Raw genomic sequence first — 14,134 nt, 5'->3', positions numbered from 1 at the left:
TCTACGCCGCTTCCGAAGCCCGCGCATCCAGCGATGCGGCTCCAATCTTCCTGCGATACTCGCTATAGGCCGCGATCAGCATGTCCTCGTCCCTGTATTGGGGAACCCAACCAAGCTCGCGCTCGCCTTTCGAAACATCGAGTACACACATTTCATCAGCTATAAGATATTGCTCCGGGTCCATGATGGGCTTGTTCATCCAGTCCAGCAGGTCCAGCGTGCGCTTCACCGCCCAGGCGGGCGTCGGCAACAGGACGGATTTTGATCCGGCATGCTTGATCAGATCACCGAGCAGTTTTCGAACCGGGGGCGGTTTGAGCGAACCGAGGTTGTAGACCTCGTTGGGGACACCGGCGCTGAAAGCGGCACGCGCCGCCGACGCACAATCGAACACCGAAATGAACTGGTAGGGATTTCTGCCCGAGCCGATCATTGGCACCGGTAGATTGTGATCAACCAGCTTGAACAGCTTTTCCAGAATGCCGAGACGGCCCGGTCCAATGATAAGACGCGGGCGAAACAGCGAAATATTCATGCCCCGCTCGCGCCATTCAATGGCGAGTTCTTCGGTTTTCAGTTTGGATAGCCCGTATTCCCCGAGTGGCTTGCACGGATGGTCCTCTTTCTGCGGCCAGACGTGAGTGTGCCCGTACACCATATCGGTGGTGAAATGGACGAGCTTGCTGGCACCAGCCGCATCCATCGCCTTGATGATGTTCTCCGTTCCGTGAAAATTGACAGGAAAGAAGAAATCGTGCCGCTTCGCCCGGACCTGAATTGGGGAAAGCATCTTGGCGGACAGGTTATAGACCATGTCGTCTGCGCTGATGCCAAGTCTGCGAATTGCGTCAGGATTGGTTACATCAGCCACAATGAAGGCGGCGTCAGCATAGTGCGGCAGATCGCTTCTTACGATATCTGCAACAATGACCTCATGACCATCGGCAAGGAGTTTTGGAGCGAGATAGCGTCCGACAAAACCGTCGCCACCGAAGATTATATGTCTCATTGCGTCCCCCGTTTAACGATGTGTCTGCTGGTTCATGTTCGTATCCGCCTGCGGCTCGGAGGGCTTGCCGCTTTGCGCGATCAGCACAGTTCCAATGCAGATGAACGCGATGCCTGCAATTTTGTATGCACCCAGCTCCTCCTTGAACAAAAGCCATGCGAACAGAGCGACTGCTACATAGGCGAGACTGAGGAACGGATAGGCAAACGAAAGATCCACTTTCGACAACACGTAAAGATGTGACGCCATGGAGATCACGAAGGTCAGCAAGCCGGCAAAAATCCAGGGATTGAAGACAATCTGGAACATGCGCTGGATCAATGTTTCGGCTGAAAAGCTGATCGGTCCGAGCGTTAGCATGCCATATTTCAGCATCAACTGCGCGGCAGCGTTGGTCATGACCGTAAACAGGATGAAGGGAATATATTTCATCGCATTTTCCTAACCTGCCGAACCGAGCGTCAACGCCGTTCGGCGCCAGAAATTCGAATTGAAAGCCTTATCGCGAAAAGGTTCAAAATCGCGCCAGTGCGGGTAGCTAGCGGCAAATATTTCCGCGCTCATCCGCTGATCCTTATATGGATTGACCCGGCCACCGGCCTCCACCGTCATCCGATCCAGATGGTCCAGCAATTTCAACGTCTCACGGCCACGATTGGGAAAATCCATGGTCAGCGTATACCCAGGCAGCGGGAATGACATGAGGCCAGGAGATGTCATTTTTCCGAAACGTTTGAGCACCGTCAGGAACGAAACCTGCCCGGAGTTTCGGCTCGCCTCAAGCATCGCCGGAATGACCGCTCTGGCTGCATCGAACGGCATGACACTTTGATGCTGGTAAAGCCCTGACGGGCCGTAAAGCCTGTTCCAGTTTCTGACGCCATCAAGTGGATAAAAGAACTTTTGATACGGCACTCTATGTGCTGCCGTCAGTAGTTTTTTGCGCTGAAAATAAGCTGCATTAAACAGTGACAGGCTTGCCTTGTTCAATACGGAGAACGGCAATTCAAAGGGCACGCCAAACCGCGCAACCGCCGACATATGAGAATTATGGGCCGTCGCAATATGATTGCCGACAATCAGCAGACCTCGGCCATCGGAGAGCTGGTCGACCCAGGCAACGGCATATTCATTCTCAAGATCTTCGGCCTGGGCCATATCGAAATATTCATCGAGATTGGCGAATGGCAGAACCTTCTCCTCCACATCGAGACCATCCACCCGCATAAGCCGGATGGTCGCGCGAAGGATCAAGCCCGTCAGGCCTAATCCGCCGATTGTGGCGCGGAACAGATCAATGTTCTCCTTATCGGAGCATTTGTAATGAACACCATCCGAACGAAGCAGATCCAGCCCTTCGACGTGACACCCGAAAGTCCCCTGCCGGTGGTGGTTTTTACCATGCACATCGTTGGCAATGGCGCCGCCGAGAGTCACGAACTGCGTGCCTGGTGTGACGGGAAGGAAATAACCATGCGGCGCGACATGGGCGATAACTTCATTCAAAAGCATACCGCTTTCAGCCGTCAGCAACCCCGTATCGGGATTGAAGTGCGCTATCCTCATTCGCGCCTGCATAGGCACAAGAAAGCCCGCATCGTTATGACAGCTATCCCCATAAGAACGACCATTTCCAAATGGCAACAAGCTAGCGCCTTTGGGCAGGAACTGCGCGAAATCAGCCTCCAGCCCATCCAGCGGACTGTACTGCCGCTTTCGCCGGTCAATGCGGCCAAAACTGTCGAAGGATCGTTCCATCAGTGCATACCAGCCACAAGAAGCAGCACTGCACCAAGCGCGATGACAACCTGGCTGCGCCAATCTCTGGCAATAAAGAGTACCGGGTCATCATCCATGTCGCCCCGATGCGCCAATATCCACACACGCACATTGATATAGAGTACGATCGGACCAAGCGGCCATATCAGCCAGGGATAGGTGTAGAGCGTCTTGACGGCATCGCTATTGATATAAAGCGCCAGAACCAGTGCAGCGGTAAATGCAGCCGCAACCCCACACTGCCCAACAATATCGCGATCTTCCGGACGGTAGCCTCGCCCCAAAATCCGGTCCTTTTCTGTCACTGTAGCGCCTTGCAACTCGACATAACGTTTCACCAGCGCCAGTGACAGAAAGAAGAACATGGCAAATGCCATCAGCCAGAACGACGGTGGAATATAGGAAGCCGCCGACCCTCCCAACAGCCGCAAACTGTAAAGCCCTGCGAGGCAAATTACATCTCCCAACAACATGCGTTTCAAGGCGAAGGTATAAGCGGTCGTGAAAACCAGATAGGTGACAATTGCGAGCGTAAAGACGGATGGGAGGAAGAAGCAGACAAAAGCCGTCAGAATCAACAACAGCGCCGCAACGCCTAGACCAAAAGGAATGGATATCTGTCCGCGTGCAAAAGGTCTCTGATTTTTTCGCGCGTGTCTTCGATCCACCGGAAGATCAACAATGTCATTGACGATATAGATCGCAGACGCCGTAGCAGAGAAGGCGATGAATGCCAGACAAGACGCAATCAGCACATCGGGTTTCAATATGTCATGCGCCAGAATGGCCGGCACAAAAACAAGCAGATTCTTCAGCCACTGATGAACACGCAGCATACGAACATAGGTTCTATTAGTCGGTTTCTCACCACTGAAAAGTTTGCAGCCAGTCCGTTGCTGGAAATGTGCCGCCGCGTGATCGGGCGCGACAACGATCGCCTGTCGGGCTGCATCGAAAACCGGCAGGTCATCATGATCGTTTCCGGCATAGTCGAACCCCTGTCGTCCATAGTGCTCGACAAGCAGATTGGCCTTGTGTTTCGCCGAAAGATTGGTCGTGCCGGACGTTGAATAGACAGCGCTGAAAATCTCAAGCTCGGACGCAACGGCCTTGGCCATCGATTCTGCCGCGGCTGTTGCCAGCACTAAAGTCCGCCCCGATGCATGTTCGCTGCGCAGAAATTCCAGAAATTCTGTTCGATAGGGAAGCCTCGACGCATCCAGCGCTACACGTTCTGCGACCTGTCGCTTGAGATATGCTTTGCCTGAGAATAACCAAACCGGCAGCATGAAGACGAACAGGATGTTCTTCTTCAGAAGAAGAAAAATACCTTCCCACAGCAGATCGGTCGAAACCAGAGTTCCGTCCAGATCGACTGCCAGCGGCACATCCTTGTTGTTCTGCCCCCGCGTGTCCATTTTCAGCCCTTTTCCGCTCAGGCAGGAATGCGGTTCGATCAACCTGTTCCGCCCAAGCCCCCTCTCGTAAAGGGATAGAGGCAGAAACCAAATGAAAAATGAATATTCCTGTTACAATCGATGATTGATTTGTTGAATACGATTTCTGCTTAAAATTTTCCCAACAACTAAAATACAGCATATTGATCGCAGCTTGCATAGTTTCATGTTCGCCGAAAAGAATATCCGGCGAACATTTCGTAATTTAGATTTATCTAACTTATACTATCTTGAACCTGGGAACAGCAAATCGACAAATCTGGCGGCAGTCGGTTGCGGCTCATGATTGGCAAGACCCGGACGCTCGTTGGCTTCAACGAAGATATAGTCCGGCTTCTCGGGCTGGTTGACCATAAAGTCAATGCCCACGACCGGTATACCAATTGCTTGGGCAGCCTTGCAGGCAGCATTGACCAGGTCTGCATGAACAGTGGCGGTCACGTCATGGATCGTGCCGCCCGCATGAAGATTGGCCGCCTTGCGCACTGTTATTTCGCGACCGTCCTCCAGAACAGAGTCGAGTGACAGAGCTTGTTCCTCAAGGCATCTTTTCGTTTCCGTATCGACCGGAATACGGCTTTCTCCGCCGGTCGCCGCAGCGCGTCTGCGCGATTGTGTCTCGATAAGTTTGCGGATCGTTGACTTCCCATCTCCGATCACGCGCGGCGGACGACGAACTGCAGCCGCGACAAGCTGGTAATCGATGATAACCAGCCGGAGGTCTTCGCCTTCAAAACATGCCTCCAGCAGCACGCGGTCGCACACGGATCGCGCCTGTTTGATCGCAGCACGCAGATCCTTGATGGTCGAAATACCGACGGAAATTCCTCGTCCCTGTTCGCCCCGAGCCGGTTTCACAACCAGCTTGCCGTGGCGTTTCAGAAAAGCCTCCAGCGCGTCGTCACTCGCTTCGGCAGCGATCTGCTCCGGCACAGTTAGCCCAGCGGTCTCAACGACACGGCGCGTCACGGCCTTGTCGTCACAGATCGACATCGCCACGCCCGATGTCATTTCAGACAGACTTTCGCGACAATGAACTGAACGCCCGCCATAGGAGAGGCGGAAAAATCCGCCTTCGGCATCGGTCACATCAACCTGAATACCACGGCGCACCGCTTCATCGATGATGATGCGGGCATATGGATTCAGTGCATCGAAGGATTCCAGATGTGAGGCGAAAAACTTCTCGTTGATTGCATTCTTGCGTTTAATCGCAAAAAGCGGGACACGGCGAAATTTCAATTTTTCATAGAGCCGTATGGCGTTCTCATTGTCATGCAGAACCGAAAGATCGATATGGCTTAGCCCGCGAGCCTGAAAATGTTCGGCAAGTTTTCGCACCAGTTTTTCGCCGATTCCCGGCTGCCGTGCTTGCGGATGAACGGCGAGGCACCAGAGCGAAGCACCGCAATCAGGATCATCGAAAAGACGCTGATGGTCTATACCCGTCACCGTGCCGACGATTTCACCTGTGGCATCGTCCTGTGCCACGAAATAGGTAACGGCCCGGTTGTCTCGCTCAGACGAGAAAAAGTCCGGTCGCAGTTGAACCATACCGCAAGCCGCATAGACGGCATTGATGCCTTCTGCGTCTACTTCCGATACCGCGCGACGAATGGTGACACCACGCGTCCGTCGGCCGCCCGGACGATAGGTTGCAAGCTCGATGCGGTAGGTATGCGACGGGTCGAGAAATATTTCATGTGGCGCAAGCGACAGCAGTACATGAGGATCACTTACATAGAAGACAATATCGCGGCTTGCAGGCGCTTCCGCGCGCAATGCCTCCACAATGGCTTCATTGGTTTCGAAGGTCTGCGCAAAGAGCAATCGTCCCCAGCCGCAGTCAACGACCACATCCTGCTTGCGGCCTTCCATTCCCGCCCGGTCATGGCCATACATATGTTCCTGATAAAAGCCTGCACTTTCAGGCGTGCGCAAGCGCGTCAGACGATGCGAAAAGGCCTTGCGACCTCTCGCTTTCTGCCGGGTCATATCCACCTCACCGGGTTTTCGCATGTCATGCCTCCTGCGCCTGCAGCCACATTTCGAGAAGGCCAGCCTGCCATAGCTCCGAACCACGTAATGGCGTTATGTGCTCGGACGGCTTTGCGAACAGACTTTCCAGGTAATCGCGTTGAAAAAGCCCGCGCTCCCTCGCCTTTTGCGACGAAAGAGCATCACGCAACATGTCGAGATAGGGACCTGCAATATATTTAAGCTGTGGCACCGGAAAGTATCCCTTCTTGCGATCGATGACTTCGCTTGGAACGACCTTCCTCGCCACATCCTTGAGGATACCTTTGCCGCCATCGCGCAGCTTCTCTTCCGGCGGAATGCGAGCCGCGAGCTCTACCAGTTCATGGTCCAGAAACGGCACCCGCGCTTCAAGTCCCCAAGCCATCGTCATGTTGTCCACGCGTTTGACCGGATCGTCCACCAGCATTACATTTGTGTCGAGCCGCAATGCACGGTCGACTGGTGTATCCGCACCGTCCTGCAACAGGTACTCTTCCAGAAACTCCTGACTGTAATCGCGTTCCGGCATCCATTCCGGCGATAATTGCGTGGCAAGCACGTTGTGCGAGCGGTCACGAAATCCCTTGGCATAATCGCTGACAACATCGTTGGAATCGACCAGTGGCGGATACCAGTGATAGCCGCCAAAGACTTCATCAGCCCCCTGCCCCGACTGGACAACCTTGATATGTTTCGAAACTTCCTTGGAAAGAAGATAGAAGCCGACATTATCGTAGGACACCATCGGTTCCGACATTGCGGCGATTGTTCCCGGCAGGGCATCCATGAGGTCTGCCGAGGGCACAAAAATCTTATGATGCTCGGTACCGAAATGTTTAGCGATCAGGTCGGAATAGACAAACTCGTCGCCTTTTTCCCCGTTAGCTTCCTCGAAACCGACTGAAAAGCTCATCAGGCCCGATTGACCAGCCTCGGCAAGCAATCCAACGATCAGGCTCGAATCCACACCGCCGGACAAAAGCACACCGACCGGCACGTCAGAAATCATCCTGCGCTTGACGGCTACGCGAAGCATATCGAGCAATTGCTCCTGCCATTCCTCCCTGCTCAAGGCGCCATCACCGCGCAGACGGCGATAAGGTGCCTGCCAGTAGATACGGTCGCTGAAACCGCCATTCGGTTCGTAAACCCGCATCGTCGCGGGAGGAAGCTTTCGAACACCGTTGTAAATCGTGCGCGGCGGCGGCACGACAGCATGAAAGCTCATATAATTGTGCAAGGCTGCATGGTCGATCGACGTGTCGATACCTCCCGCCTTGACCAGAGCAGGCAAAGACGAGGCAAAACGCAACGCACCGTCCACCTCGGCCAGATAGAGCGGCTTGATACCGAACCGGTCACGCGCGAGAATAATCCTGCCCGTATCGCGTTCGTGAATAGCGAAGGCGAACATGCCCAGGAAGCGCGATACGCAGCTTTCGCCCCATGCGTGCCATGCCTTGAGTATGACTTCTGTGTCACCATCGGAGAAGAACTTGTAGCCCTTCTGTTCCAACTCAGTGCGCAATTCTCGGAAATTGTAGATGCAGCCGTTGAACACCAGCGTCAAACCGAGGTCCGCATCAATCATCGGCTGCTGCGATTTTTCGGAGAGATCGAGAATTCTTAGTCTTCGATGCCCGAAGCCGACATTGCCCCGGATCACAATCCCGGACGCATCCGGTCCGCGAGGACTGAGTACATCCGCCATTTTCGAGACTGCCGAAACTGACGGCGAACCGCCGTCGAACCTGACTTCTCCGCAAATACCACACATAAAAAGGGTCGAAACCTCCATTGTCATTCATAAACAAATGAGGCCGTCGCGTCTGTTATGGCGGCGGCCTGCATAGTTGCAAATGCGGGAGCGCCGGGATGGTTCCCAACTTTTTAGCTCTCTTTATGCGGTTTTCCCGACTGTACTCGCCTTGGAAAGCATATAGTTTTCGGCTGAAACCATATGCTCATACGTAATACGGCGGGCATCTTCACGACGATTTTCAACAAGCGCCGTAAGCAATCGGTGCTGGAAAATAAGTCCTTCTTCGCGCGAAGCCGGTGTCGGATCGGCATAGATCGCCCGCGCTATCGGCAGGCTTCGCAATAGATTATGGGTCAACCCGCAGATGAAGCCCAGCAACCGATCGGGACAGAGTTGCGCCAGCGAGGAATGGAAATCCAGTTCCGCGACGCGCTGGTGGTATTGATCATCAAGATCGACCGGCGGACGGTCATAGACCCGCATTGTGTTTTCCAACTGCGCAATATCGTCGCCGGTCAGTCTTCCGCACAGCAAGGTAGCGACTTCCGGTTCGAGAAGCTTGCGAATGGCATAGACTTCGGCAAGGCTCGGCTGGTCGAAAAAGAAATAGCTTCCAAGCATTTCCATTGCATGCTGAGCGGAAGGCTCGGCCACAAAGGCGCCGCCGCCAGGGCCGCTGCGCGTAAAAATCAGCCCCTGCGTTTCCAGCGCCTTCATCGCTTCGCGCACGGTGCCCTTGGCTGCCTTGAACTGATCGATCAATTCCTTTTCCTGCGGCAGGCGGTCTCCCGGTTTCAATGCATCGGAACGGATGACATCCTTGATACGATCGGCAATCTCCTCCGGCCGCCGCCGGGCTTTTACCGCCCTCGCGCGCGGTTGCGGTTCGTGATCGGAATTCCGGCCCGGTCTGACCATAGTCTGTTACTCTCTCCTGATGCGCGGAGCGCTTTCCACGAGTTGTCGTGTATAGGCATGTTCCGGTCTGGCAAAAAGATCGCTTGCGGTCGCTTCCTCGACTATTTCCCCGAAATACATCACGGCGACCCTGTCAGAGATGGCCTCCACCACAGCAAGATCGTGGCTGATGAAGAGGTAGGAGAGACCAAACTCCTTCTTCAGTTGATCGAGAAGCAATAGAACCTGCGCCTGAACGGACACATCGAGTGCGCTGACCGGCTCATCGAGAACGATAATTTCCGCTTCCGCAGCCAGCGTGCGGGCAATGGCGATGCGTTGCGCCTGTCCGCCGGAAAACTCGTGCGGATATCGTTCCAACGTATCATTGGGCATCTGAACGGCGTCGAGCAATTGGATCATGCGCTGCCGGCGTTGTGCAGAATCCAGCCCGCCCAGAAGCTTGAGCGGTGTTTCCAGTATCTGGCGGATCGTCTTTCTGGGATTGAGTGAAGCAACAGGGTCCTGAAACACATATTGTATGACCTTGCCGAATGCCTGTGCGCCCGAATTCCGCAGTTCGCTTGAATCTCGACCCGCAATCGTCATCGTGCCGTCAGTCGGCTCGGTCAACCCGACAAGCATTCTGGCGAGCGTGCTTTTGCCCGACCCGCTTTCGCCGACAATGGCCAATGTCTCGCCGCTTCTGAGATCAAGCGAAACACGTTTAACGGCCTCGACTTTGTGGCGCTCCTTCCCCAGAAAGCTTCGCCCGCCACCAAAGGTTTTGCTGAGATCGCGCACGCTGATCGCATTGTCGCTCATCCTGTCGCCTTCCCGTTCTCGTATCTGAAGAGATCAGCCACACGGTCCAGAAAGCCGGCTCCCTGCCCAAGTTCGGGAACACAGGCAATCAAGCGCTTCGTATAGCTATGCTGCGGATTGGAAAGAACTTCCGCAGTCGTACCTGTCTCGACTATTTCACCGTCTTTCATCACTGCCACGCGGTCGCAAATCTCCGAAACCACTCCAAAATCATGGGTGATAAACAGGAGAGCCATGCCGCGCTCGCGCTGGAGATCGCGTAGCAGCTTGAGAATGTGCGCCTGCACCGTGACATCGAGCGCCGTGGTAGGCTCGTCCGCAATGATGATGTCTGGATCATTGGCCAGAGCCATGGCAATGCCGACACGCTGACGCTGGCCACCTGAAAGCTGGTGCGGATAGTGATTGGCCCGTTCCGCTGCATCTGGAATGCCAACCTTGCCAAGAAGCACAATCGCCTGTTCCCACCGCTCACTGGCTCCAATCCGCCGATGCGCTGCAATTGCTTCCTCGACCTGCCGACCGACCGGATACATAGGATGCAACGTCGTCAGTGGGTCCTGAAACACATAAGCAACTCTTGCGCCCCGTGCCGCCGTCAACTCGGTTTCAGACATTGAAAGAACGTCCCGGTCGCCCAGATAGATCGCGCCGTTGCGGATAAGTCCGGGCGGGGACGCCACGAGGCCCATTACTGACAGGGCGGTCACGCTTTTGCCCGATCCGCTCTCCCCGATCAGGCCGAGACATTCGCCGCGTTCAAGTTCCAGTGAAACATTGCGGACAGCGGGGGTGAAATGCCCACCATTGACAAAGCCCGTTTCGAGACCGGCAATAGAAAGAGCTTTTTCGCTATCCTTGATCATGGGCGATGACCGGTCCTTGGCAATATCGGTTACAGCATCTGGCCGCCCCAGCGCACCTGACCGCAATCGCGGATCGAGAACATCGCGCACCCCATCTCCCAATACGTTGAGACTGATGACCAGCAGGAAGATCATCAATCCCGGCACGATGGAGACATGCGGGGCATTGAACAGTTGCGCGCGGCCCTCGCCGAGCATGGAGCCGAGATCGGCCTGCGGCGGCTGCGCGCCAAGACCGAGGAAGCTCAGGCCCGCCGTTTCGAGGATCATCCAGCCCGCCGTGGTCGACATGGTAATGACGATAACCGGCAGCACATTGGGCAGCACTTCGCTTAACAGGATCGAAACCGGACTTTTCCCGGAGAGCCGGGCAGCATCAATAAACTCACGATGCGCGAGACCAAGCGTAACCCCGCGAACATTACGCGCGAAGAACGGAATATTGACCACGGCGATCGCGTAGAGCGCATTCATCAGGCCAGGCCCGAGTACGGCCACGATAGCCAGCGCCAGCAGGATATAAGGGAATGCCATCAGCATATCGATGCCGCGCATCATCAAATTGTCGGTTCGTCCACCCGCATAGCCGGCCACGAGACCGATCGCCGAGCCAACGATCGCTGCGATCAGCGTCGCTGCAAATCCTACTGCGACAGACACCCGCGTGCCCCATATGACACGACTCAATATATCGCGCCCAAGCTGATCCGTTCCAAGAAGATGTCCTTCGCTGAACACGGGTTTCAACCGCATTGCGGGAGAAGTCGCGTCAGGATTGGGAAGCGGGAGAACCGGGGCCAGCAGAATGACGAGGCAGATCAGGACCAGCATAAAAAAACCGAAAGCCGCCAGTCGATTGCTCATCAGGAGCTGCCATGATGACATGCGGACCGCCGTTGGCGCGGCAGAAATTTCTGGAAGCGCGCTCATGAGCGTATCCTTGGATCGAGCATGGTCTGGATGACATCAGCGAGCAGATTGAAAAGGACATAACTCGCGGCAACCACAAGCACGCCACCCTGCACCAGCAAGATATCGCGGGTGGAAATGGCTTTCACCAGCATGGCGCCAATACCGGGCCACTGGAACACGGTTTCGATGTAGACGGCGCCGCCCAGCACAAATCCCGCCTGAATACCGATCACAGGAATGACGCTGACAAGTGCGGCGCGAAACGCATGACCATATATCACACGAAGTTCGTTGAGACCTTTGGCCCGGGCTGTCCGGATATAGTCCTGACGAAGCACTTCCAGCATCGCGCCGCGGGTCAGACGTGCGATCACGCCTGCCGCCACCACGGCCAGTGTCGTGGCAGGCAGGATCAGATGCCAGAGCAGATCCTTCAGGTCACCGCCGCCATAAACAGCATACATGCCGGACGCTGGCAGAATGCGCCAATGAACCGCGAAGAGATAAATCAGAAGCAGCCCCAACCAGAATGAAGGAATGGAAATTCCGGCAAGCACGATGAAAGTGATCGTCCTGTCTGCCCAGCCGAACTGGCGTACCGCCGAAACGATGCCCGAGAGCAGGCCGAAGACTGAACACAGTACCAGCGCTACGCCCGCAAGCACGAGTGTCGCCTGAAAGCGCTCCATAACCTCATCCAGCACCGGACGATTGAGTACGAAGGAACGCCCGAAATCCCCATGCAGGAGATTGCCCATCCAGATGAAGTATTGTTGCAGCAACGGCTTGTCGAGACCGAGATCGCGATTGATCCGCTCGACATTTTCCGGTGTTGCGTATGATCCGAGCAACGCAGTCGCCGTATCACCGGGGATCATCGCCATGACGAGAAAAACAATGATCGAGAGCCCGAGCAACACAGGAACAACGGCCAAAAGTCGCTTGAGGATATAGGCTGGCATGAATGCCCTCCCTGCTTATTCCTTGGTTACGTCTTTCAAATGCAGCAGGAAGGACGGCTGCAACTTGAACCCCTTGACGGCAGCGGTCGTGACTGCATTTTGCTTCCAGTTCGCCACGAACAGCCATGGTGCATCGTCACGGACAATGCTCTGCACTTCGCCATAAAGCTTGCCGCGCTCGGTTTGATCGGTCGATGACCGCGCCTTTTCCAGAAGCTCATCCACTTTGGGGTTGGAATAGTAACCGGAATTGAAACCGCCCTTGTCCGGCAGTGCGTCGCTGCGAAGCGTCAGATAAGGCACCGTGTCCGGATCATTGGTCATCCATGCCATCTCGGCCATATCGGCCTTGCCTTCCAGCCCCGGATTGACCCTGCCAAGGAACGTGTTCCACTCATAGGTTTCAATCTTGACCTTGAAGCCCACAGCCTGAAGATCGGCCTGGATTGCGGCACCCATCGTGATTGGATCAAGCATGCCAGAACCGCCTTCGGTCACATAGAACGTGACTTCGGGATTGCTTGCACCAGCTTCGGCAAGGAGCGCCTTGGCCTTTTCCGGATCATAGGGATAGGGTTCGGTTTTGTTCTCGACCCAGTTGAAGGCGGGTGGGATCGGCCCCGCAGCAACAGTTGCGGAACCCTGCAAAACATTATCGACAAGCCCCTGCTTGTTGACCGCATAATTCGCCGCCTGACGCACTTTCTTATCCGCGAATGGACCGCTCTTCGCATTCAGGATAGTGAACCACACATGGGGCCCAGCCTGTTCGGCGACCACGAAATTCGCGTCCTGCTTGAATGTGGCAAGATTGTCCGGCGGTACTTCCACCATGACATCCAGCCCGCCCGCCATCATCTCCGCAACGCGGGTATTGGCATCCGTGATCGGGCGGAACACGATTGCTTCCAGTGCCGGTGCCTTATCCCAATAATCGGGATTGCGTTCCACCACCACACGCTGGCCGGATTGCCATTCTGCGAATTTGAAAGGGCCGGTTCCCGATGGATGACGGCCAAATTCCTTACCGTATTTTTTGACCGCTTCGGGAGAAACGATCAGGCCGGTTGGATAGGCCAGATTGGAGAGGAACGGGGCGAAAGATTCCTTCAACTTGAATTCGACCGTATGATCGTCGAGTGTATTGACCGCATCGATAGACGAGAAGTTGAACGAAAGCGGAAATGGGCCGGTGTTATAGAACGGATGGTCTTCCTTCAGCATTCTGTCGAAGTTGAATTTGACCGCCTCAGCATTGAAATCCGATCCGTCATGAAATTTCACGCCCTGGCGCAGCTTGAACGTATAGGTCTTGCCGTCATCCGAGATCGTCCAGCTTTCGGCCAAAGCTGGCTCCACTTCCAGCGTCCCGTCTTTGTAACGCACCAAGCCATCGTAAATGTTGACCAGAATGCGGAAATCATTGGTGGCCGTAACTGTATGCGGATCCAGTGATTGCGGCTCCGCAATCTGTCCGACAATCAGCACATTGGGCGGCGTTTGCGCCAGCGCGACTGTGCCCGCCCCGGCGACCGAAAGCGCCATAGCAGTCAGAACGGCACGGAATAACCTTCTCATGGGGTTCCCCTTCATTTGTCAAATCCGTCGGAATCTAATTTATAGGCATAAATCAATGATCATCAATG

The 14,134-nt window shown here is 55.0% G+C and carries 11 protein-coding genes; all 11 read right to left on the bottom strand.

From position 1 onward, the window contains the following. Position 1 precedes the first annotated feature (1 nt). Positions 2 to 1,009 (bottom strand): NAD-dependent epimerase/dehydratase family protein, encoded by a 1,008-nt coding sequence (locus HWX93_RS07500; RefSeq protein ID WP_109986782.1) that lies wholly within the window; start codon positions 1,007 to 1,009, stop codon positions 2 to 4. Between the two features lie 12 nt (positions 1,010 to 1,021). Beyond that, on the bottom strand, positions 1,022 to 1,441 hold the full coding sequence (locus HWX93_RS07495; RefSeq protein WP_109986781.1) for an EamA family transporter: 420 nt from the start codon (positions 1,439 to 1,441) through the stop codon (positions 1,022 to 1,024). Positions 1,442 to 1,450: 9 nt separating this feature from the next. Beyond that, on the bottom strand, positions 1,451 to 2,767 hold the full coding sequence (locus tag HWX93_RS07490; RefSeq protein ID WP_176037007.1) for an FAD-binding oxidoreductase: 1,317 nt from the start codon (positions 2,765 to 2,767) through the stop codon (positions 1,451 to 1,453). Continuing rightward, the gene (locus HWX93_RS07485; protein ID WP_176037006.1) at positions 2,767 to 4,206 is read right to left on the bottom strand and encodes a UbiA family prenyltransferase; all 1,440 of its coding nucleotides are present in this window, start codon (positions 4,204 to 4,206) and stop codon (positions 2,767 to 2,769) included. The genes HWX93_RS07490 and HWX93_RS07485 overlap by 1 nt, the downstream gene beginning before the upstream one ends. Positions 4,207 to 4,470: 264 nt before the next feature. Continuing rightward, positions 4,471 to 6,264, bottom strand: coding sequence for an N-acetylglutaminylglutamine synthetase (gene ngg / locus HWX93_RS07480; protein WP_176037005.1), 1,794 nt, complete (start codon positions 6,262 to 6,264; stop codon positions 4,471 to 4,473). 1 nt (position 6,265) lies between these two features. After that, positions 6,266 to 8,041, bottom strand: coding sequence for an N-acetylglutaminylglutamine amidotransferase (locus tag HWX93_RS07475; protein ID WP_176037123.1), 1,776 nt, complete (start codon positions 8,039 to 8,041; stop codon positions 6,266 to 6,268). A 123-nt stretch (positions 8,042 to 8,164) separates the two neighbouring features. Then, on the bottom strand, positions 8,165 to 8,944 hold the full coding sequence (locus tag HWX93_RS07470) for a FadR/GntR family transcriptional regulator (RefSeq protein WP_109986777.1): 780 nt from the start codon (positions 8,942 to 8,944) through the stop codon (positions 8,165 to 8,167). Between the two features lie 6 nt (positions 8,945 to 8,950). After that, a complete protein-coding gene (locus tag HWX93_RS07465; RefSeq protein WP_109986776.1) occupies positions 8,951 to 9,748 on the bottom strand; it encodes an ATP-binding cassette domain-containing protein in 798 nt (265 codons plus the stop codon). Then, positions 9,745 to 11,544 carry a dipeptide/oligopeptide/nickel ABC transporter permease/ATP-binding protein gene (locus tag HWX93_RS07460; RefSeq protein WP_176037004.1) on the bottom strand — a complete coding sequence of 600 codons (1,800 nt, stop codon included), beginning with the start codon at positions 11,542 to 11,544 and terminating at the stop codon, positions 9,745 to 9,747. Before HWX93_RS07460 ends, HWX93_RS07465 begins: the two co-directional genes overlap by 4 nt. Then, positions 11,541 to 12,488, bottom strand: coding sequence for an ABC transporter permease (locus HWX93_RS07455; RefSeq protein WP_176037003.1), 948 nt, complete (start codon positions 12,486 to 12,488; stop codon positions 11,541 to 11,543). Before HWX93_RS07455 ends, HWX93_RS07460 begins: the two co-directional genes overlap by 4 nt. A gap of 15 nt (positions 12,489 to 12,503) precedes the next feature. Next, positions 12,504 to 14,066, bottom strand: coding sequence for an ABC transporter substrate-binding protein (locus HWX93_RS07450; RefSeq protein ID WP_176037002.1), 1,563 nt, complete (start codon positions 14,064 to 14,066; stop codon positions 12,504 to 12,506). Positions 14,067 to 14,134 lie beyond the last annotated feature (68 nt).

The organism is Brucella tritici, assembly GCF_902825325.1.
Taxonomy (GTDB): domain Bacteria; phylum Pseudomonadota; class Alphaproteobacteria; order Rhizobiales; family Rhizobiaceae; genus Brucella.
This window is presented reverse-complemented; position numbering and strand designations above follow the sequence as displayed.

Bases quoted from the DNA above. Each gene is read 5' to 3' on its own strand.
- HWX93_RS07465 (WP_109986776.1), bottom strand. From the start codon at position 9,748: ATGAGCGACAATGCGATCAGCGTGCGCGATCTCAGCAAAACCTTTGGT.
- HWX93_RS07450 (WP_176037002.1), bottom strand. From the start codon at position 14,066: ATGAGAAGGTTATTCCGTGCCGTTCTGACTGCTATGGCGCTTTCGGTC.
- HWX93_RS07485 (WP_176037006.1), bottom strand. From the start codon at position 4,206: ATGGACACGCGGGGGCAGAACAACAAGGATGTGCCGCTGGCAGTCGAT.
- HWX93_RS07470 (WP_109986777.1), bottom strand. From the start codon at position 8,944: ATGGTCAGACCGGGCCGGAATTCCGATCACGAACCGCAACCGCGCGCG.
- HWX93_RS07460 (WP_176037004.1), bottom strand. From the start codon at position 11,544: ATGAGCGCGCTTCCAGAAATTTCTGCCGCGCCAACGGCGGTCCGCATG.
- HWX93_RS07500 (WP_109986782.1), bottom strand. From the start codon at position 1,009: ATGAGACATATAATCTTCGGTGGCGACGGTTTTGTCGGACGCTATCTC.
- HWX93_RS07490 (WP_176037007.1), bottom strand. From the start codon at position 2,767: ATGGAACGATCCTTCGACAGTTTTGGCCGCATTGACCGGCGAAAGCGG.
- HWX93_RS07455 (WP_176037003.1), bottom strand. From the start codon at position 12,488: ATGCCAGCCTATATCCTCAAGCGACTTTTGGCCGTTGTTCCTGTGTTG.
- ngg (WP_176037005.1), bottom strand. From the start codon at position 6,264: ATGCGAAAACCCGGTGAGGTGGATATGACCCGGCAGAAAGCGAGAGGT.
- HWX93_RS07495 (WP_109986781.1), bottom strand. From the start codon at position 1,441: ATGAAATATATTCCCTTCATCCTGTTTACGGTCATGACCAACGCTGCC.
- HWX93_RS07475 (WP_176037123.1), bottom strand. From the start codon at position 8,041: ATGTGTGGTATTTGCGGAGAAGTCAGGTTCGACGGCGGTTCGCCGTCA.